The following is an 18,101-nucleotide window of genomic DNA, read 5'->3' as shown; positions in this document are numbered from 1 at the left end:
GAGGCTTTTATGAACGACATCCGCCGCGACGAGGCGATGCTCACCGACTGGCGCGCCGCCGCGCGGCGCTTCGAGGCGGCCCTGGCCGGCGCGGTGCTCGGGCAGGAGGCAGTGATCCGGCTCGTGACGATCGCGGTCTTCGCCCGCGGCCACGTGCTGCTGGAGGGCGATGTCGGCGTCGGCAAGACCACGCTGCTGCGCGCGGTCGCCCGGGCGATGGGCGGCGCCTACGAGCGCGTCGAGGGCACGGTCGACATGATGCCGACGGACCTCGTCTACCACACCTATCTCGGGGAGGACGGGCGCCCGCGCATCGAGCCCGGCCCGGTGCTCGCGGCCTCGGACGACCTCGCGATCTTCTTCTTCAACGAGATCAACCGGGCCCGGCCGCAGGTCCACGCCCTGCTGCTCCGCCTCATGGCCGAGCGCAGCCTCACCGCCTTCAACCGCGCGTACCGCTTCCCCCTCCTCCAGGTCTTCGCCGACCGCAACCGGGTCGAGCGCGAGGAGACCTTCGAGCTGCCGGCCGCCGCGCGCGACCGCTTCCTCATGGAGATCGGCATGGAGGCCCCGCGCGAGGCCGACATCCGCCGGGCGCTCGCCTTCGATCCGCGCTTCCACGACACCGACCGGCTGGTGGCGGGAATCGAGCCCGGGATCCTCGACCCGGCGGCGCTCGCCGGCATCGCGGCGGCGATCCAGCACGGGGTGCGGGCGAGCGAGGCGATCGAGACCTACGTGATCGCGCTCTGGGAGGCGCTGGTGCGCCCGCAGGCGGCGGGCATCCGGCTTCCCGGCATCGACGACATGGCCGGCCTCGTCCAGGGCGGCGCCTCGCCCCGCGGCGTCGCGGCCCTGGTGCGCGCCGCCCGCGTCCGCGCCTGGATGGAGGAGCGGGACTGGCTGGTGCCGGAGGACATCCGCGCCGTCTTCGCCCCGGTGATGGCCCACCGCGTCTTCCTGGAGCCGATCCACGAGCTGGACCGCGCCGAGATCGTGCCCGCGCTCTGCCGGGCGGTGTTCGAGACGGTGCCGGCCCCGTGAGCGGAGAGGACGAGGCGGCAGGCGAAGGCACGGGCGCGGACATCGTCTACCTGCCGCGCTGGCGCGCGCGCGGGAGCCATCCGGGCGCGCATCGCGGCCGGGATGCCGGCGGCCCCGGCACCTTCAAGGACCAGGTCTCCTTCCTGCGCCTGCCGGACGCCCGCCGGCTCGACCTCCGCGCCACCCTGCGCGACCCCTTCGAGGGCGTCCATGTCCGCCGCTTCGAGGCGCGCGTCGCGATGGAGGTCTGGGCGCTGGTCGATCTCTCGGCCTCGATGCGCTTCCGCGGCCTCGGCGACCGCATGGCGCTGGCCGGCGCGCTCTGCGAGAGCCTCGCGGCCTCGGCCACGCGGATCGGCGACGGCTTCGGCCTGATCGCCTGCGATTCCGGGATCCGCGAGGAGCTCTACCGGCCCGCCACCCGCCGCCGCGCCGCGGCTTCCGCGGCGGCGTCCCGCCTCGGCGCGGCGGTGCCGTCGGGGCCGAGCGCCGCGGGGCTCCTCGCCGCGGCCGCCCGCATCGCCGGCCGGCCCAAGCTCGTCTTCCTCGTCTCGGATTTCCGCTGGCCCGCGCCCCTCATGGAGCAGGTCTTCTCGGGGCTCGCCTTCCACGATCTCGTGCCCGTCCTCCTCGCCGATCCGGCCGAGGCCGAGGCGCTGCCGGATTGGGGCCTGATCGAGCTGGAGGATCTGGAGGGCGCGGGCACGCGCCTCGTCCTGATGCGCCCGGCCCTGCGGCGGCGCTGGCTCGCCCGCGAGGCCGAGCGCATGGCCGCGCTCGGCCGGCTCGCCCGCCGCCACGGCCGCGCCCCGTTCCGCCTCGCGGCCGGTTTCGATCCCGCGGCGCTGAGCCGCCACCTGCTCGGAGGCTGACGCGTGCGCCCCCTGCTCGCCGGCCTGCTGATCCTGCTCGCCGCCCCCGCCGCGGCGCAGCCGGGCGCCGTGGAGGTGCGCGTGCCGCGCACCTTCGGCTATTTCCTCGGTGACCTCGTCGAGGCCACCGTCGAGGTCGAGGCGGAACCGGGCTTCGCGCTCCAGGCCGCCTCCCTGCCCCGGCCCGGGCCGGTGACCTACTGGCTCGACCTGCGCAGCGTCGAGACCGAGAGCGCGGGGACGCGCCACCGCCTCCGCCTGACCTACCAGACCTTCTACGCCGCCATCGACGCGCGGACCCTGGAGGTGCCGGGCTTTCCCCTGGTGCTGACCAGCGGCGACGCGCACGGCGCCACCACAGCGCCCGTGCAGGTGCCCGGCTGGAGCCTCGGCCTCTCGCCCCTGCGCGAGGTGCAGCCGGCGCGCCGCGCCGACCCGGCCGAATATCTCCGGCCCGACGGGCCCGGGCCGCGCCTCGACCCCGCCCCGCCCCGCGACGCGGCGCTCGTCCTGGCGGGCCTCGCCCTGCCCGCCCTGCTGCTGCTCGCCCGCGACCGGGCCTGGTGGCCGTTACGGCCGCGCCCGGCCCGCGCCTTCGCCGAGGCCGCGCGCCGCCTCGCGGCCCTGGCGCGCGGTCCGGAGACCGAGGCCGGCTACCGCGAGGGGCTGCTGGCGCTCCATCGCGGCCTCGACGCGAAGGCCGGCCGGCGGCTCCTCGCCGACGACCTCGACGCCTTCCTCGCCCGCCACCCGGCCTACCGGCCGCAGGCCGAGAGCCTCGCCCGCTTCTTCGCGGCCTCGCGGCTCGCCTTCTTCGGCGGCGCGGTGGCGGAGGCGCGGACCCGCCTGCCGCTCGCCGAGGCGCAGGCCACCGCCCGCCGCCTCGCCGCCGTGGAGCGCGCCGCATGAGCGCGCTTCTCGCCGATCTCGCCCGGTTCGGGGCCGAGCGGCCGGCGCTGCTCTGGCTGCTGCCGCTCGCCCTGCTCCCCCTCCTCGCCGCGCCGCGCCGTCGGGCGCCTTTCGCAGCCCTCGCCGCCGTGCCGCCGGACGCGCTCTCGCGCGGGCTCGCAGCCGCCTTGAGCGCCGCCGGCTGCCTCGCGGTGGCGGGGCTCGTGGTCGGCATCAGCGGCCCCTATCGGGCGGGCGAGCGCATCACCCAGACCGGGATCGGGGCCGAGGTCTCGATGCTGATCGACCGCTCGGGCAGCATGAACGAGACCTTCGCCGGGCGGCAGCCCTCGGGCGCCGAGGAATCCAAGGCCGCCGCCTCGCGCCGGATCCTCGGCGATTTCGTCGGCAGCCGCGCGCACGACCTCTTCGCCGTCACCGCCTTCTCGACGGCGCCGATGCTGGTCCTGCCGATGACCGACCGGCACGCGGCGGTGCGGGCGGCGATCGCGGCGATCGACCGGCCCGGCCTCGACTACACCAACGTGGCCCGCGGCCTCGCCCTGGCGCTCGGCCAGTTCGGCGCGGCCTCGGGCGATGCCTCGCGGGTGCTGCTCCTGGTCTCGGACGGGGCCGCCGTGATCGACCCGCGCGTGCAGGAAACCCTGCGCGCCGCCTTCGCAAAGATCCGGCCGAACCTCTACTGGCTGTTCCTGCGCACCAAGGGCTCGCCCGGCATCGCCGACCGGCCGGCCGGCGAGGACACGCCCCAGGCGGCGCCCGAGCGCCATCTCGACCTGTTCTTCAGGAGCCTCGGCGTGCCCTACCGCGCCTTCGAGGCGGAGGGCCCGGAGGCCGTCGCCGCCGCGATCCGCGAGATCGAGGGGCTGGAGCGCGATCCGATCCCCTATGTCGCGCTGCGCCCGCGGCGCGACCTCACGGGCTGGGCCTACGGATCCGCCGCCTTCGGGCTCGCCCTGCTGCTCCTCGCCAAGCTGGCGGAGGTGGATCTCGCCCGGGGGCAGCCGGCGCCGGCGGCCCGCGGGCCCGAGCGGAGGATGGCGGCGTGACGTGCCTCACCGCGAACTCCCTTCACAGGCCGCGCATCCCCTCTCCCCGCTTGCGGGGAGAGGGCCACGTCTCTCCCCTGCCGGGGCGCGTGGCGAGGCGGCAGGCGACGGTGAGGGAGCGATTCCTGAGGAGTCTCTTCCGGCGGCGCCCCCTCACCGCCGCTCCGGCTTCGCCTGCGCTTCCCGCAGGCACGACAGGGTGCCTGCGGGCCTCTCCCCGCCCGGCGGGGAGAGGGGATGCCCGCGCCTCTTTGGAAGCAGCAGGCCGCCATGCCCGCTGACATCCTCCGCACGGCCTGGCCCCGCCTCCGGCCGGGCCTCCTCATCGCCCTCCCCGCCCTGCTCCTCGCGGGCGCGCTCGCCGGGGCCGTCCTGTCCTGGCGGGCGGCGGCGGTGAACCGGGAGATCGCCGCCCTCGAAGCGGGCCGGGACCGGCCGGTGACCCCTGACGCCCCCGCGCCGCTCCTCCTCGCGCGGGTGCTCCACCTCGCCCATCGCGACGCCACCGAGGAGATGGAGCCCCTGGTCGTCGCCCTCGAAGGACGGCAGGCGCCGGCGCTCCTGGCCCGCGCCCGCTACGCCCTCGGCAATGCCCGCCTGCGCCGTGCCCTCGACCTCATCGAACGCAGCCAGCTCGACCCGGCCGGGCCGCTCATCGTGCTCGCCCGCCAGGAATACCGGCGCGCGCTCCAGGCGCGGCCGGATTTCTGGGACGCCAAGTTCAACCTCGACATCGCCTCCCGGCTGATCCGCGACTTCCCCGAGATGGATCGCCAGGTCGGCGACGAGTTGAAGGCTGAGCCGAAAAAGATCTGGACCGACATTCCCGGCCAGCCGCGGGGGGCACCGTGAGGATCGGCCTGCCCTGGCGGCGCAATCTCCGCGACGGGCGCTTCCGGCTGCTCGCCGGGGCCGGCCTGCTCGTGCTGGCGGCCCTCACGGTGCCACCGCTGCCGCTGACCCGCGACGGCGTGCAGGTGCTCGCCGTCATCGACATCACCGGCAGCATGAACGTGCGGGACTCTTCCGCGGACGGACGGCCGCAGAGCCGGCTGGAGGCGGCGAAGGCGGCTTTGCGCCACCTGCTCGCCGGCCTGCCCTGCGGCTCGCGCCTCGCGCTCGGCCTGTTCACCGAGCGCCGGCCCTTCCTGCTCTTCGCCCCGGTCGAGGTCTGCGACGGCTTCGCCCCCATCGACGGGGCGCTCGCCGCCCTCGACTGGCGCATGGCCTGGGAGGCCGACAGCCGGATCTCCGCCGGGCTCTACCGCGCCGTGGAGATGGCGGGGGACCTCGGCACCGATCTCCTCTTCGTCACGGACGGCCAGGAGGCGCCGCCGCTGCCGCGCGGCCAGACGCCGCCCTTCGAGGGCAGGCCCGGCGCGGTGCGGGGCCTGATCGTCGGGGTGGGCGGCTACGCCCTCTCGCCGATCCCGAAATTCAACGATCGCGGGCGCGAGATCGGCTTCTACGCCGAGACCGAGGTGCAGCAGGAGAACCGCTTCGGGCCGCCCCCGGCCGATGCCGAATCCCGCGACGGCTACAACCCGCGCAACGCGCCCTTCGGCGCGGCCGCGGCGCAAGGCAGCGAGCACCTCTCCTCGGTGCGCGAGGACCATCTCAAGGATCTCGCCGCCCGGACCGGGCTCGCCTACGCCCATCTCGACGGGCCGGCCTCCCTCGACACTCCCTTGCGCGCCGCAGCGGCCGCCCGGCCCGTGCCCGGCCGGCTCGACCTGCGGCCGCTCCTCGGCACGGCCGCCCTCCTCCTCGTGCTCGCGGCCTTCGCGGCCGCGCCGCTCGGCGCCCGGACCGGGCGCCTCACCCTCCGAAAGGCTCGAGACACCGCATGCGCCTGACCCACCTTGTACGGCTTCCGACCCTCCTGTTCGCCCTCGCCGCCACGGCGGCGCTCGCCCACGGCCCGACCCCGCAAAAGGTCGAGCAGACGATCACCGTCGCCGCGCCCCCGGCTGCGGTCTGGAAGGCGGTCGGCGCGTTCGGCGGGATCGGCGCCTGGCATCCGGACGTGACGAAGGTGGAGGCGACCGGCGGCGACGGCGAGGGCGCGAGCCGGAAGGTGACGCTCAAGAGCGGCGGCACCCTCGACGAGGGGCTCGACGAGTGGAAGGCCGAGACGATGACCTATTCCTACCGGATGGGCGAGCCCGACCTGAAGGCGCTGCCGGTCTCCTCCTATTCCGCCACCCTCACGGTGACGCCGGAGGGGGCGGGCTCGAAGGTCTCCTGGGCCGGGCGCTTCTACCGGGGCGACACCGGCAACGAGCCGCCGGAGGAATTGAGCGACGCCGCCGGGCGCGCCGCGATGGAGCGCTATTTCGGCGACGGGCTGAGGGGGCTGAAGGCGAAGCTCGAAGGAAAGGGCGCGCCGTGAGGGGGCCTCGCACCGCGCTCGCGGCTCTGCTCGCGGTTTGGCTCCTTTCGGCGCCTCTGCCGGCCGGGGCGGCGGTCTATGTGGCGAGCCAGGATGGCGGCGCGGTGACCCGGGTCGACCGGCCGGCGGAGGCGGCCCCCGTGGGCGCCGGGCCGGCCGGACTCGCGGCGGCGCTGGACGGCACGCTCTACCTGACGCATCCCGACCGGAGCGTGATCAGCGCCGTCGAGGCCGGCACGGGCCGCGTTCTGCGGCGCCTGCCCTTCGGCATCGCCGTCTCGCCGGACGGGCGCGCGCTCTTCGTCGGCGACTGGCAGGGCGGCCGGCTCGTCCGGATCGATGCGCGGAGCGGCGCCGTCGAGGCGGAGGTCGCGCTCGGGCCGGAGCCGGCGGGGCTGGTGCGCGACGGGGCCGGCCGCGTGTTCGTGGCCGAGCGCGGGGGCGATTCCGTCGCGGTGGTGGACGGCGCCACCATGGCCTGGCTCGCCCGCATCGGCGTCGGCCGCGCCCCCTTCGCGCTGGCCCTGTCGCCGGACGGGCGCCGCCTCTATGTCGGCAACGTCCGCAGCAACGACCTGACCGCCATCGACACCGCCGCGCTGAGCGCGCTCGCGACCCGGCCGGCCGGGCGCAGCCCCTACGGCGTGGCCGTTGAGGACGGCCGGATCCTGGTGACGAACCAGGAATCCGGCACGGTCTCGGTGCTCGACGCGGAGCTCGCCCTCACGGCGACGATCCCGGTGGGCCGCTATCCCGAGGGGATCGCGGTGGCGGACGGGCGCGCCTACGTGGCGAACTGGTTCTCGGACGACGTCTCGGTGATCGACCTGACGCAGATGCGCGAGGTGGCGCGGCGCAAGGTTCCCGGCGGCCCGCGCGCGGCCCTGGCGCTGCCGGCCGATCCGGGCGGGGCCGGGCGGTGAGGCGGCTGGCCGCCCTCGGCCTCGCCGCGCTGCTGCTCGCCGGCTGCGGCGAGGAGGACCGGGAGCGCGAGCCCGGAACGGTCGCCGCGCGCAGCGACCGGCCCGCCTCCGATGCCGACTGGCTCGGCCCGACCGACGCGACCGAGCCGGCGCTCTGGCTCGCCCGGCGCGCGGCCGGCGGCGGCGGCGTCGATCCGAGCGCCCTCGGGAGCCTCCGGGCGAGCCTCGCTGCCGCGCGGCAGAGCTTCGTCGAGGATCCGCGCATGATCGCCAACCGCACGGCGCAGCTCGAGGCGATGCTCGCCGAGATCGGCGCCGCCGAGAGGCCGGCCGCCCTGATCGGCGACCTCACCGGGGTGGCCGCCGCCAGCGGGCGCCGCCAGCTCTACGGCGAGTTGTGCCAGCACTACGTCACCATCCGCCGCGCCGGCCTCGCCCGGGACGCGGCCCTCGCGCGCCTGCGCGAGCGCTACGCCGCACAGGACAGGCCATGAAGGGCCCGACGACCATTCCCCCCGGGACGCGCGTGCTGATCGTGGACGACCACCCGATCGTGCGGCAGGGGATCCGGCGGATCCTGGAGGATGCCGGCGTCGCGAGCCTGTTCGAGGCGGGCGATCCGGTCGCCGGCTACCGCCTGTTCCACCGCATCCGGCCCGACATCGCGGTGGTCGACCTCGCCTTCGAGGGCAACGGGCTCGCCGGGCTCTCGCTCATCCGCCGCATGCGCGCGCTCGAGGCGAAGGCGCGCATCCTCGTCCTCAGCATGCATCGCGACCCCGTCATCGCCGCGCGCTGCCTTGAGGCGGGCGCCAGCGGCTTCATGTTCAAGGACCTGCCGGTGCAGGATTTCCTCGAAGCCTTCGCCAGCGTGCGCCAAAACCACCCCCACCTCCCCCACCCCCTTGCAACGGCTATTGCAGCACTCAATCAATCATTTGATCAGCAAAAACATAGTGCGCTGAATGCTCGCGAGCTTCAGATCTACATCCTTATGAAGGAAGGAACCAGTTATCGAAACATAGCGGATCGGCTTTCGATCGGCTATCGAAGCGTCGTCAACTCGTGCTCTTCGATACGGAAGAAGCTCGAATCGCCGCAGCAGGCGAAATAAGGTTCTTCGAATTCGATCAGTAATGCGGCGGGGGCGGCTCAGGAGCGCGGGGGCCCGCGCGCTCCGCAAGCGTTTCAACCTGCTCCTGCATTGCGGAAATCTGGCGCGTCAGCCGGTCGATCAGACGCCACTGCTCGGTGACGATGCGATTAAGGTCGTCGATTGTCGCATCGTGCTCGGTCAGGCGCATCTCCAGCCGCGTCAGCCGCTTCACCTCTTCCATCATCGCCTCGTCACGCCGCCTTCAAAACGGGTTCTGCTACCGCGACCCGATCGCGGCCACCACGCTTGGCTGCGTAGAGCGCCGCATCCGCGCGCCGCATCAACACGTCGAATCGTGCACCGGTCCCGCACGCCACACCCGCACTCGCGCCGAGACGCAGGTCCGGAAGGTCGGCGACCCTGATGGCGGAGAAAGCCTGGCGCACACACTCGACCTGGGCGACGACCGCGTCCGGCTCGCGAGCGACAAGCAGGCAGCCGAACTCTTCGCCGCCGAGCCGGCCGAACAGCGAACCGGGCGGCAGTAACGTGCACGCCACCTCGCAGAATCCTACGAGCACCGTGTCGCCGATCGCATGGCCGAATCTGTCGTTGATCGCCTTGAAATGATCGAGGTCGAACAGGACCAGCGTCAGCGGCCTTCCGCTCGCCGCCAGGGTCTCGGCGCGATCGAAGAAGGCGCGGCGATTGGCGACGCCGGTCAGCGGATCCGTCGATGCAGCGACGCGCTGGCGATGCTCAGCACGTTCCTTGGCCAATGCCGTGAACAGAAAGGCGACGACCAGCGTGAACAGCATTGAGGCGAGGCACAATACCGTCACCCAGCTCGACGCGAGCGGGTTGCGGACCTCGGTCGGTGGCATCAGGAGCGTAGTGGGGATGCGGACCACGTAGCAGGCCGCATAGGCGGCAAGCAGGAGAGCCGCCGGCCTGCGCGATGCCAGAGGCTCGTGGCCCCCGCGCCAGAACATCACCGCCCCGTGGCCGGTATATGCGACGGCGATGGCCGAGGCGACGATGATCCGGGCCACGATCGAATCGTAGAAGGCCGGCACGAGGCACAGTACGGCCCAGAGAGCAGCGCCCGTGAAGGTCGCGACTGGACGGAACGGGCGGCCCTCGAACATGCGGATGCCGCTCCAGATTAGCCCGTAGGCCGCGATCATCACGGTGTTCGCGAGCCCGATCGAGACGGCATCCGGAACCTGCCCGCGAAGGGCGAGGCCAACCGATGCGACCGAACCCGCAAGATGCGCGATGCCCCAGACTAGAAGCGCCGGCATGTCGCGCGACTGGCGCCACGAGAGCAGGAACAGCAGGCCAACCAGAAAGGTCAGCGCGAAGGTCACGATCAGGAGGGTCGTGACGTCGAGGCGCATCGCTCGCTTCTCACCCTCTGATCACGATCGTGGTAGACGCTGCAGGACGCAATCGCGGATTTCGGTGGATCGATGCCCCGCAACAGGAGGGCGTATAGACGCTGGGGCTGCACCGGTCGAGCGCTGGGCTACGACAGGAGGAGCCTCAAATACGGCCACGTCATAAATCGAGATCTTTCTTAAATTATTCCTTCAACCGGATCGTGACTGGCGATCGCAATTGAATTTCGCGCCCGCGATGTCACCACTTCGCCGGCATAGCAATTCTCATCGTGGCGCGACAGAGCGGACAGTCCAGGTCGCCCAATAGGTCGGACGTCCGTACAGGCTCGAAGCCTCGCCGCCATCGGTGCGGGGCGCGAGCCGGTCCAGCCAGGTCAGGAAGCCCGCCTTGAGCGAAAAGGTGTTCGGTGTCTCGAGGTTTCCGTAGCGGTCCGTCATCCATGAATGCGCTGTCCGGTCGTAGCGCCCGCTGCCGTCGCCGCCCGAGCGCAGGCCGAGATAGGCTGGGGAGCGCTGCGCAGCGATCGGATCCGCGTAGAGCTTGAGCTGGCCGATCCCGTCGAGGGAGAGGTCGGCAGTGTATTGCAAACAGATGTCCGGGACGGGGCCACCCGGGGCGTTGGCCGGCCGGCGGCAGGCGTAGGAGACGACCCAGCGCTCCATTCCCTTCGCCTTAGCGACGCGTACGAAGCTTCCCGCCGGCAATCCCTGGACGAGCGCGCGGGGCGCCGACCAGACGCGCGGAGCATTGAGATCGCGGGCGGTGCGAAGGTAGAGCGCGGTACGCCGCTGGGCGGCGGGCTCGCGGCAATCCTCCGGCACCACGTCGGTGTAGAAGTAGTGGTAAGTCTGATCGACGACGCTGATCGAGCCTCTGAGCCCCGGCGCATCGGTACCTTCGCCCAAGCAATTGCCAACGATCGGTCGACCCATCTCGTCGAGGACCGCCGCCGGCCCAGTGGAGACGCGATTGCGCGCGCTCGTGAAAGGGGTCCAGGCGACGCCGTACCCGTCCGCTGTGCGGCTCCGGACGTCGAAGGTCTCGAAATCGTAGGTCCGCGCCTGGATCTGAACGCGTCTTGCCTGGTCGCCCTCACCGGCCGTAGCGATCAGGAAGACGTGGAAGTACTCCTCGCCGGCCCAGTCGCGGCCCGCCACGACGATCGGGTCGCGTGGGCCGATGCCGACTTCCGTCGCGGACGATGATGCGGCATCCGTCCGGCCGCGGCCCCGGTGCGGACGCTCCGGGGGTCGGACATCCTCCCACAAGCGTGCCACGTTGGGTGGCATCGACGTGGCGAGCTGCTCGACCACGCGGCCCGCCCGCACCGCGCCGCTGTCGCTCGGATCGACGGCACGGCGCTCGATGCAGGGCTTTTGTCCGCGTCCTTCGTTCAGCGGCGTCTCTCCGTGATAGATCACCTGAAGCGGTCCCGGCCTGTCGCTCGTGGCGAGCCGCATAACCTGCACGCCGCGGGCGAAGGCGCAGGGATCCGGTGCGTAGAAGACGCCCTCCGCCTCGGCCCCGTCCCGGCAGATCTCCAGCGTACCGCCGCCAGTCCGGAAGCATGTCGGCGGCAAGGCATCCGCCTGCGCCCGCACGGGAACCGGAACGGCCGCGTGCAGGCCGAGCATCAGCGCGGCGAGGAAGCCGGCACACGCGATAAGGGCTGACATCCAGCTTCCGGTCTCGTGGGCGCTCCTCATGCCGGCGATCATCGTCCTCCCCGCCAGTTCCCCACGGCCTCGCTTCACGCCCGGAACGCGCGGAACCCGGCAATCGCTCCCTGCGCCCTTGCATTCGCCGGATGCAGGGCACCGCGACGAGCGCGAACCGTCCGCGTCCTCGCTGGTTGCCGGCTCGGAGGCCCGGACCTTCCTGGGATCGAATCCCCGGTCGATCCGTTCAAGAGCGGACATGCTCGCCGAACGGGCCCGTATCAGTTGGAGCGTCTCATGGATATTGCCGTCGACAAGGTCACCGAATTTGTCCTGCGACTGCGCGCCGTCGAGGTGAAGGAAGGAGCCACCGACCCGGATTCGGGCTCGAACCCGATCGATGACGGCTCAACCGACGTGCTGGTCTCGGGAACTGACGACGCGACGGAGCGGGAGATCCGCGGCGCGATCGAGAGCCTCAACGACGACGAGCGGGCGAACCTCCTCGCCCTGCTCTATGTCGGGCGCGGCGACATGGAGCCGGAGGAATGGGCCGACGCGGTGCGCTTCGCCCGGGATCGTGAGGCGGCGGGCGAAGGCGCGGCGCGCGAACTGCTCGGTGTTCCGAATGCGAGCGATCTTCTGGAAGAGGGCCTCGACCGCCTCGGCATCACTCCGGACCTGCCACAGGATTGATGCGTCGATCCAGGATTTCGAGGAGCACCGCATTCACACGCGCAGCCTCCTCATGCTGGACCCAATGGGTCGCCTCAGGGAGCCAAACGATGCGACCGTCCTTGCAGAGGTCCAAGCTCGCCTCGGCGAGGCCGGACTGCAGCGCGTGGTCGCGCCGGCCCCAGATCACCAGGGTCGGCGCCCGCACCGGAGGCGCGTCTCGGCGCGGAAGGCGGACCAGGGCGCGATACCAGTTCAGCATCGCGGTCATCGCGCCTGGCTGGACCCAGGATGCGGCGTAGCGGTCGAGGTCGGCCTCCGAGAAGATGCCTCGCCGGCTCGTATCCGCTAGGGCATTGCGCAAGGCGGCGCAGTCCCGGCCGAGCAGGCTCGCCTCGGGCCAGCGCGGGATCTGGAACAGCGCGACGTAGGCGCTTCGCACCCATTGCCCTGGATGACGCCGCATATAGGCGTCTGCGATGCCGGGATGCGGCGCGTTGAGGATGGCGAGGCGCTCGACCCTGTCCGGGTGGAAGCTGGCGATCCACCACGCGACGAGGCCACCCCAATCGTGTCCAATAAGGTTGAAGCGACCGATCCCGCGCGCATCGGCAAGCGCGGGGATGTCGGCGGCGAGGCGGTCGAGATGGTAGGCCGCGATCCCCTTCGGCTTGCCACTGAGGTTGTAGCCGCGCTGGTCCGGCACGAGGAGGCGCAGGCCGGATGCGGCGAGCGGGCCGATCTGGTGACGCCAGCCGAACCAGAATTCAGGAAAGCCATGCAGCAGGATGGTCGGCGCGCCATCGGACGGGCCGGCCTCGGCAAGATGGATGCGCAGGTCGGCCAAGTCGACGAAGCCGAACGTGATTCCGACCGTCACCACCGGCTAACACCTTCCGTGGATCAGCCCGGCAACGGGAGCGGCGCGATCCGGGGCGGCGCGATCCCGGCCTTGCGCTCCAGAAGGCCGGGCGGCGGCACGGGCGCATCGATGGTACAGACCACGCCGGCCGGCTCGTAGTTGAGGTGCACCTCGCCGGCGAGTTCCCGGGCGAGGCCACGCTCGATCAGGCGCGAGCCGAATCCCGTGCGCGTCGGCTTCGTCACCAGCGGACCGCCGCTCTCGGCCCAGCGGAGCGTGAGGCGTGTCTCTTCCTCGCGGCGCACCGTCCAGGTGATTGAGACGTGGCCAGTTTCGCAGGAGAGAGCGCCGTACTTCACCGCGTTGGTGCCCAATTCGTGCAAGGCCATAGCGATGGAAAGAGCGACGCGCGGCGGCAGGCGGAGCGAGGGACCCTCCACGGCGAAGCGCGAGGCCTCCGCCTCGCCGGCCTCGAGCGGGCGGATCGCGTCGGCCACCACGGCGCCGAGCTCCGCTCCCTCCCAGCTCTCGCGGGTGAGCACGTCGTGGACGCGGGCGAGCGCCAGCAGGCGCGCCTCGAAGGCGGCCCGGGCCGCGTCCGCCGCTTCGCCGTCGAGGCCGCGCAGGGACTGGTTGGCGATCGACTGCACCGTGGCGAGCGTGTTCTTCACGCGGTGGTTCAGCTCGTGGATCAGGAGCAGCAGGTGCTCCTCGGCGAACTTCGCATCGGTGATGTCGACGTTGCAGCCCGTATAGCCGAGGAAGCGCCCGGAATCGTCGAGCCGGTGCACGCCCTCGCAGCGCAGCCAGCGCACGGCGCCGCCGCGATCGATGACGCGGACTTCCGTTCGGAAGGGGATGCGCGCCGCGAAAGCGTCCGAGAAGGCATCGGAGAAGGCGTCGACATCATCGGGGTGCACGATCCGGCGCCAGCCGGAATTGGCCAGCTCGACGGCCGGGATGCCGAAGAGATGGTCGAAATGCATGTTGACGAAGCTGACCTCGGCGTTCTCGTCCGTCATCCAGATCAGCGCCGGGGCCGAATCGGCCATGTGCCGGAAGCGCGCCTCGCTCTCGCGCAGGGCCGAGAGGCCGCGCTTGGCGTCGTCGAGCGCCCGGTCGCGCTCGGCCTCGCGGGTGCGCAGGCGCAGCGAGGCGTCGGAGAGCACGTCGGCGAGGCGCCGGATCTCGTGCACCGGCGAGGCGATGCGGGGGATCGCCTCGCCGCGGGCGAGCGCCGGGCCGGACGCCGCGAGCTGGCGCAGAGGCCGCGAGACCCGCGACCACAGGTTCACGGCGAGCACGGACGAGGTGGCGAGGACGAGGAGGCCGAAGCCGCCGAAGGCCCAGGTCCAGCGGCGCAGGCGGGCATCCACCAGGGTCTGCGGGATGCTCGCCCCCACCGTCCAGCCGGTGAGCCGCGAGCGGGCCTCGACCACCACCACGGGCCGGCGCTGCCGGTCCTTGCCCTCCCAGACCCCCGGCGTCGCGGTCTGGACCTGCCGCAAGGTCCCGAGCCGGGGCCGCCCCACCACGGCTCCCGGATCGGGCAGCCGGGCGAGCACCGTCTGGTCACGGTCGGAGATGCCCGTGGTCCAGCCCTCGACGACCTCGCGGGCGAGGATGCCCTGGAGCCGGTTGAGGGGCGCACTGAAGCTGAGGATGAAGGGCACGTCGCCCTCCACCATGACGGGGACGGCGACGGCATAGGTCGCCTGGTCCGGCATCGGGCCCGGCACGTAGCCGGAGACCATGGCGCGCTGCGTGCCGGCCGCGATCTCCGCGTCGAAGGGAAGCGCGGTCACCGGCAGCGGCGCGCCGCGCTTGACACCGGTATTCACCAGCTGCTGCCCGTCGGGCTTGCGAAGGATGATGTCGAGGTCGATGGCGTCGCGCACCAGCCGGGCCTGGGCATCGAAGGCGTCGAAGTCCCCGGCCCGCAGGCGCGGCGACGTCGCGAGCGTCTGGAGCACGGAGACGAGGCCCGCCGTGTCGCGGTCGACCGAGAGGGCGATGCCGCGCACGTTCTCGCGGGCATCCTGCTCGAACCGGGCGCGCTCGGCCGCGGCGTACCGCATCAGCAGGATCGCCGTGAACAGCAGGCCCGGCCCGATCAGCGCGATCACGAGCGCGACCAGGTAGACCTGCGTGGAGAACCCGTTGCTCCCGAAGCGGCGCGTGAGCCAGCCCGGCTTCCGGCCGCCGATCGCCCCGGACTGCGCGGCCGCCCGCGCCTCGGCCGGCGGCTCGGTCGGCACGGCGTCCGGCACGGCCCCGGGCATCGCTCCGGGCATCGCTCCGGGCACAGCCTGACCTGCCGGTTCCTCGCGCCCCGTGATCGCCGGTCGGTTCATGGTCGGTCGATATGACCGAGATCGCGGTTCGGGTCGAGGCGGTCGCGCACGCGCTGCTTCAGCGCCTTCACGTCGGGAAAGCCGCCGTCGCGGACCCGCTCCCAGATCGTCTCCCCGTCCACCACGATGCTGAAGGCCCCGCCGCTGGAGGGAACCAGCGCGACCGCGCCGAGATCCTCTCCGAAGGTGGACAGGAGTTCCTGCGCCATCCACGCCGACCGCAACAGCCAGTTGCACCGCGTGCAGTAGGTGATGGCGATCCGCGGCTTGCGCGCGGTCTCGGGCGTCTCGTCCATGGTCGGCATGGCGCACCGTGCACGGAGCCTTGTCAACCGCCCGACGCAGCGCGCCGGGGGTGTCGGAGACCGATCGCCGCCCACCATGCGCGGGCAAGCCCAACAGGAGCCTTGACGCGGCGCCCCGTCGCGCCCTAGAAGGCCCCGTCCCGGGCGCCGAGCGCCGCGGGCAATGCCTCGGCGCTGACCCGCGCCGGCACGGACGGTTAGCACAGCGGTAGTGCGTTCCCTTCACACGGGAAAGGTCGCAGGTTCGATCCCTGCACCGTCCACCATCTCCCCGACCATCGATGGAATGCACGGGCCGCGCCGGACATAATCCGGAAACCGCGGCCGGCTAACCCGTCCCGCGCAGGCTCGGCCCGCGCCCTCCGGTGCCGGCCTCTCCGACCCTCCCAGCGAGACGATCCGTCACCGGTGCACAGTCCAGCTCCGTCCCCATCCCCGATGGCTGCGTCCTTGCGGCGCCCTGTTCGGGTCGTCTGCTCCGGTATACCGTACACCCGTGCTACCGCTGAGGGCGCAGGATCATGAAGGCCCACGGCGACTCGAGCGACATCCCGCCTCCGCCCGGAAAATCCCCCTTCCTCCTCGTCGGCCTCGTCGGCCTCGGGCTGGTCGGCTGGGGCGGCTACGGCCATTGGCGCCAGCGCGCCGACGCGGCGGAGACGCAGCGCAAGGTCCAGACCTTCGTGCCGCGCCTGCGCACCGCCGCCGCCCTGCGCACGGACAAGCCGGTGGACCTGACGCTGCCCGGCGAGACCCAGGCCTTCGCCCGCGCGGCGATCTCCGCCCGGGCCACGGGCTACATTGCCGAGCGCCGCGTCGACATCGGCTCGCGGGTGAAGACCGGCGACATCCTGCTGCGCATCGCCGCCCCCGACCTCGACCAGCAGCTCGCCCAGGCGGAGGCGCAGGTCGGCCAGAACCGGGCGCAGCTGCTGCAGGCCAAGGCCCAGGTCGATCAGGCCCGGGCCACCGTCAATCTCGCCAACCTCACGAACAACCGCACCTCGACGCTGGCGACGCAGGGCTGGGCCTCGCGCCAGACGGCGGACAATTCTCAGGCGAGCGTGCTGAGCCAGACGGCCAACCTCGCAGCGGCGGAAGCCGGCGTGAAGGTGGCCGAGGCGAATCTCAAGGCGCAGGAGGCCACCGTCGACCGGCTCAAGGCGCTGACGGGCTTCAAGGACGTGGTCGCCCCCTTCGACGGCGTGGTGACGACGCGCAGCGTCGATGTCGGCGACCTCGTCAAGGCGGATGGCGGCGGCACCGCGCTCCTCAGCATGGACCGCGACGATGTCCTGAGGATCAGCGTGAACGTGCCGCAGAACGCCGCCGTCGGCGTCCGGCCCGGCGTCGAGGCGGCGATCCGGGTTCCTCAGATGCCGGACCGCACCTTCCGCGGGCAGGTCGAGCGCTCCTCGGTGGCGCTGCTGACCGCCTCGCGCACGCTCACCACCCAGGTCGACGTGCCCAATCCCGACGGGGCGCTGCGGGCCGGCCTCTACGTCTATGTCAGCCTCAAGATCCCGCGGGTGGAGCCGGCGGTGGTGATCCCGTCCGAGGCGCTGGTCTTCAACCAGCGCGGCACCCAGGTCGTGGTCGCGAACGAGGACGGCCGGGTCGAGTGGCGCAGCGTCCGGGTGAAGCGCGATTTCGGCCAGACCATCGAGCTCGACCAGGGGCTCTCGGGCCAGGAGCGCGTCGTGCTCAGCCCGCCGACCGACCTGCGCGACAACCAATCCTACGAGCGCCGGGACGATCCCGGCCAGGAGCGGCCGTTGCAGGCCGCCAATCGGTAGAATTGCTTCCGCCGAGCCGGTTGCCGGCTCCGCAGTGGAAGGCGCCGGCCCGAGCCGCGCTCGGAGCCTGATTTGAATGGAATCGACCGATCCTCATGCGGAGATTCGGCTCGTCCCACCCATCCACCTCATCCTGAGGTGCGAGGCGTCAGCCGAGCCTCGAAGGAGGCCTCCAGCAAGCTCCGTGATCCCTTGAGGCCTCCTTCGAGGCCTTCGCTTCGCTGCGGCACCTCAGGATGCGGTGGATGGAAGGGATCGGCGGGTTGGAGAGCCTGCTCGGTCCCGCGCGAATAGCCGCTCAGTTCACGCGGACGTTCAACTTCATCTTCGGGTGGATGCCGCAGAGCACCTGGAAGCTGCCGCTCTTCGGGAAGGTGATCGCCGTGCGGCTGCCGGGTGCCTGATCGCCGGAATCGAAGCTGAACGCCTCGGATTCGATATAGGCGTGATGCATCAGGTCGCTGTCGTCGTTGACGATGGTGATCGTGTCGCCGCGGCCGATCACGAGGCTGCCCGGCTGGAAGGCGCGCCCCTTCTGCGAGACCAGGAATCCGGAGGCTTCGAGCCGGGTCGCCAGGAGCGAGCCGGCGGCCAGGATCGCGGCGAAGCAGGCCGCCAGCGCGACGAGTCCGCCCGGACGGGTGTGAGGGCCGGTGAGGCGCATGGAAATCCTCGTCCGCCCGCCTGATCGGGCGCGCATGCGATGACTAGGATGCAATGTGTTGACGAATTCTTTCAGGTTGCGGACCGAAAAACGTTCTC

The 18,101-nt window shown here is 72.1% G+C and carries 19 protein-coding genes and 1 tRNA gene; 13 read left to right on the top strand and 7 right to left on the bottom strand.

What is annotated here, in order from left to right; all coding sequences use genetic code 11:
- Positions 1 to 9 precede the first annotated feature (9 nt).
- From MTDSW087_RS11285 to MTDSW087_RS11240, 10 genes are all read left to right on the top strand, one after another.
- A complete protein-coding gene (locus tag MTDSW087_RS11285; RefSeq protein ID WP_144763825.1) occupies positions 10 to 1,044 on the top strand; it encodes an AAA family ATPase in 1,035 nt (344 codons plus the stop codon).
- Positions 1,041 to 1,916 (top strand): DUF58 domain-containing protein, encoded by an 876-nt coding sequence (locus MTDSW087_RS11280; RefSeq protein ID WP_144763823.1) that lies wholly within the window; start codon positions 1,041 to 1,043, stop codon positions 1,914 to 1,916. The genes MTDSW087_RS11285 and MTDSW087_RS11280 overlap by 4 nt, the downstream gene beginning before the upstream one ends.
- A 3-nt stretch (positions 1,917 to 1,919) precedes the next feature.
- Entirely contained in the window at positions 1,920 to 2,825 is a 906-nt protein-coding gene (locus MTDSW087_RS11275) for a nonribosomal peptide synthetase MxaA (RefSeq protein WP_144763821.1), read from the top strand.
- Positions 2,822 to 3,874, top strand: coding sequence for a vWA domain-containing protein (locus MTDSW087_RS11270; protein ID WP_144763819.1), 1,053 nt, complete (start codon positions 2,822 to 2,824; stop codon positions 3,872 to 3,874). The genes MTDSW087_RS11275 and MTDSW087_RS11270 overlap by 4 nt, the downstream gene beginning before the upstream one ends.
- A gap of 270 nt (positions 3,875 to 4,144) precedes the next feature.
- Positions 4,145 to 4,726: an MxaK protein gene (locus MTDSW087_RS11265; protein ID WP_373321937.1), complete on the top strand. Its 582-nt coding sequence runs from the start codon at positions 4,145 to 4,147 to the stop codon at positions 4,724 to 4,726.
- Positions 4,723 to 5,730, top strand: coding sequence for a vWA domain-containing protein (locus MTDSW087_RS11260; RefSeq protein ID WP_144763815.1), 1,008 nt, complete (start codon positions 4,723 to 4,725; stop codon positions 5,728 to 5,730). The genes MTDSW087_RS11265 and MTDSW087_RS11260 overlap by 4 nt, the downstream gene beginning before the upstream one ends.
- A complete protein-coding gene (locus tag MTDSW087_RS11255) occupies positions 5,721 to 6,266 on the top strand; it encodes an SRPBCC family protein (RefSeq protein WP_144763813.1) in 546 nt (181 codons plus the stop codon). Before MTDSW087_RS11260 ends, MTDSW087_RS11255 begins: the two co-directional genes overlap by 10 nt.
- Positions 6,263 to 7,189: a YncE family protein gene (locus tag MTDSW087_RS11250; protein ID WP_144763811.1), complete on the top strand. Its 927-nt coding sequence runs from the start codon at positions 6,263 to 6,265 to the stop codon at positions 7,187 to 7,189. Before MTDSW087_RS11255 ends, MTDSW087_RS11250 begins: the two co-directional genes overlap by 4 nt.
- Positions 7,186 to 7,683 carry a hypothetical protein gene (locus MTDSW087_RS11245; RefSeq protein WP_144763810.1) on the top strand — a complete coding sequence of 166 codons (498 nt, stop codon included), beginning with the start codon at positions 7,186 to 7,188 and terminating at the stop codon, positions 7,681 to 7,683. Before MTDSW087_RS11250 ends, MTDSW087_RS11245 begins: the two co-directional genes overlap by 4 nt.
- Positions 7,680 to 8,303, top strand: a complete 624-nt coding sequence (locus tag MTDSW087_RS11240; protein WP_144763808.1) for a response regulator transcription factor — start codon at positions 7,680 to 7,682, stop codon at positions 8,301 to 8,303. The genes MTDSW087_RS11245 and MTDSW087_RS11240 overlap by 4 nt, the downstream gene beginning before the upstream one ends.
- Before the next feature lie 16 nt (positions 8,304 to 8,319).
- Here the strand turns inward: MTDSW087_RS11240 and MTDSW087_RS11235 are convergent, their stop codons facing one another.
- The 3 genes from MTDSW087_RS11235 to MTDSW087_RS11225 form a co-directional block, all read right to left on the bottom strand.
- Entirely contained in the window at positions 8,320 to 8,526 is a 207-nt protein-coding gene (locus MTDSW087_RS11235) for a SlyX family protein (protein WP_144763806.1), read from the bottom strand.
- A gap of 10 nt (positions 8,527 to 8,536) precedes the next feature.
- Positions 8,537 to 9,685 carry a GGDEF domain-containing protein gene (locus tag MTDSW087_RS11230; RefSeq protein WP_144763804.1) on the bottom strand — a complete coding sequence of 383 codons (1,149 nt, stop codon included), beginning with the start codon at positions 9,683 to 9,685 and terminating at the stop codon, positions 8,537 to 8,539.
- Between the two features lie 267 nt (positions 9,686 to 9,952).
- Positions 9,953 to 11,407, bottom strand: coding sequence for a hypothetical protein (locus MTDSW087_RS11225; RefSeq protein WP_238178885.1), 1,455 nt, complete (start codon positions 11,405 to 11,407; stop codon positions 9,953 to 9,955).
- Between the two features lie 237 nt (positions 11,408 to 11,644).
- Here MTDSW087_RS11225 and MTDSW087_RS11220 point away from each other — a divergent pair, with 237 nt between their 5' ends.
- A complete protein-coding gene (locus tag MTDSW087_RS11220) occupies positions 11,645 to 12,043 on the top strand; it encodes a DUF3775 domain-containing protein (RefSeq protein ID WP_144763802.1) in 399 nt (132 codons plus the stop codon).
- Here the strand turns inward: MTDSW087_RS11220 and MTDSW087_RS11215 are convergent.
- The 3 genes from MTDSW087_RS11215 to MTDSW087_RS11205 are packed head-to-tail and all read right to left on the bottom strand — an operon-like array spanning position 12,018 to position 15,534.
- A complete protein-coding gene (locus MTDSW087_RS11215) occupies positions 12,018 to 12,902 on the bottom strand; it encodes an alpha/beta fold hydrolase (protein WP_373321938.1) in 885 nt (294 codons plus the stop codon). The genes MTDSW087_RS11220 and MTDSW087_RS11215 overlap by 26 nt on opposite strands.
- A gap of 23 nt (positions 12,903 to 12,925) precedes the next feature.
- Entirely contained in the window at positions 12,926 to 15,178 is a 2,253-nt protein-coding gene (locus MTDSW087_RS11210; RefSeq protein WP_238178887.1) for a sensor histidine kinase, read from the bottom strand.
- Between the two features lie 56 nt (positions 15,179 to 15,234).
- Positions 15,235 to 15,534, bottom strand: a complete 300-nt coding sequence (locus MTDSW087_RS11205; RefSeq protein ID WP_144763923.1) for an Rdx family protein — start codon at positions 15,532 to 15,534, stop codon at positions 15,235 to 15,237.
- Positions 15,535 to 15,734: 200 nt separating this feature from the next.
- On the opposite strand from MTDSW087_RS11205, the gene MTDSW087_RS11200 reads away from it, so the two are divergent.
- Together MTDSW087_RS11200 and MTDSW087_RS11195 are read left to right on the top strand one after the other, a co-directional pair.
- Positions 15,735 to 15,809: transfer RNA gene (locus MTDSW087_RS11200), tRNA-Val, on the top strand.
- Between the two features lie 255 nt (positions 15,810 to 16,064).
- Positions 16,065 to 17,339: an efflux RND transporter periplasmic adaptor subunit gene (locus MTDSW087_RS11195; RefSeq protein ID WP_144763798.1), complete on the top strand. Its 1,275-nt coding sequence runs from the start codon at positions 16,065 to 16,067 to the stop codon at positions 17,337 to 17,339.
- A 298-nt stretch (positions 17,340 to 17,637) separates the two neighbouring features.
- Here the strand turns inward: MTDSW087_RS11195 and MTDSW087_RS11190 are convergent, their stop codons facing one another.
- Positions 17,638 to 18,003, bottom strand: coding sequence for a cupredoxin domain-containing protein (locus MTDSW087_RS11190; RefSeq protein WP_186383807.1), 366 nt, complete (start codon positions 18,001 to 18,003; stop codon positions 17,638 to 17,640).
- Positions 18,004 to 18,101: the final 98 nt, after the last annotated feature.

This window comes from Methylobacterium dankookense (assembly GCF_902141855.1).
Classification (GTDB): domain Bacteria; phylum Pseudomonadota; class Alphaproteobacteria; order Rhizobiales; family Beijerinckiaceae; genus Methylobacterium; species Methylobacterium dankookense.
Note: the sequence above shows the minus strand (reverse complement) of the source record. Positions and strands in the feature narration are given on the sequence as shown.

What these genes read in the sequence shown, in the direction of transcription:
- MTDSW087_RS11220 (WP_144763802.1), top strand. Translation starts at nt 11,645, where the DNA reads ATGGATATTGCCGTCGACAAGGTCACCGAATTTGTCCTGCGACTGCGC.
- MTDSW087_RS11255 (WP_144763813.1), top strand. Translation starts at nt 5,721, where the DNA reads ATGCGCCTGACCCACCTTGTACGGCTTCCGACCCTCCTGTTCGCCCTC.
- MTDSW087_RS11190 (WP_186383807.1), bottom strand. Translation starts at nt 18,003, where the DNA reads ATGCGCCTCACCGGCCCTCACACCCGTCCGGGCGGACTCGTCGCGCTG.
- MTDSW087_RS11270 (WP_144763819.1), top strand. Translation starts at nt 2,822, where the DNA reads ATGAGCGCGCTTCTCGCCGATCTCGCCCGGTTCGGGGCCGAGCGGCCG.
- MTDSW087_RS11195 (WP_144763798.1), top strand. Translation starts at nt 16,065, where the DNA reads ATGAAGGCCCACGGCGACTCGAGCGACATCCCGCCTCCGCCCGGAAAA.
- MTDSW087_RS11285 (WP_144763825.1), top strand. Translation starts at nt 10, where the DNA reads ATGAACGACATCCGCCGCGACGAGGCGATGCTCACCGACTGGCGCGCC.
- MTDSW087_RS11205 (WP_144763923.1), bottom strand. Translation starts at nt 15,534, where the DNA reads ATGGACGAGACGCCCGAGACCGCGCGCAAGCCGCGGATCGCCATCACC.
- MTDSW087_RS11235 (WP_144763806.1), bottom strand. Translation starts at nt 8,526, where the DNA reads ATGGAAGAGGTGAAGCGGCTGACGCGGCTGGAGATGCGCCTGACCGAG.
- MTDSW087_RS11230 (WP_144763804.1), bottom strand. Translation starts at nt 9,685, where the DNA reads ATGCGCCTCGACGTCACGACCCTCCTGATCGTGACCTTCGCGCTGACC.
- MTDSW087_RS11240 (WP_144763808.1), top strand. Translation starts at nt 7,680, where the DNA reads ATGAAGGGCCCGACGACCATTCCCCCCGGGACGCGCGTGCTGATCGTG.
- MTDSW087_RS11210 (WP_238178887.1), bottom strand. Translation starts at nt 15,178, where the DNA reads ATGCCCGGAGCGATGCCCGGGGCCGTGCCGGACGCCGTGCCGACCGAG.
- MTDSW087_RS11225 (WP_238178885.1), bottom strand. Translation starts at nt 11,407, where the DNA reads ATGATCGCCGGCATGAGGAGCGCCCACGAGACCGGAAGCTGGATGTCA.
- MTDSW087_RS11265 (WP_373321937.1), top strand. Translation starts at nt 4,145, where the DNA reads ATGCCCGCTGACATCCTCCGCACGGCCTGGCCCCGCCTCCGGCCGGGC.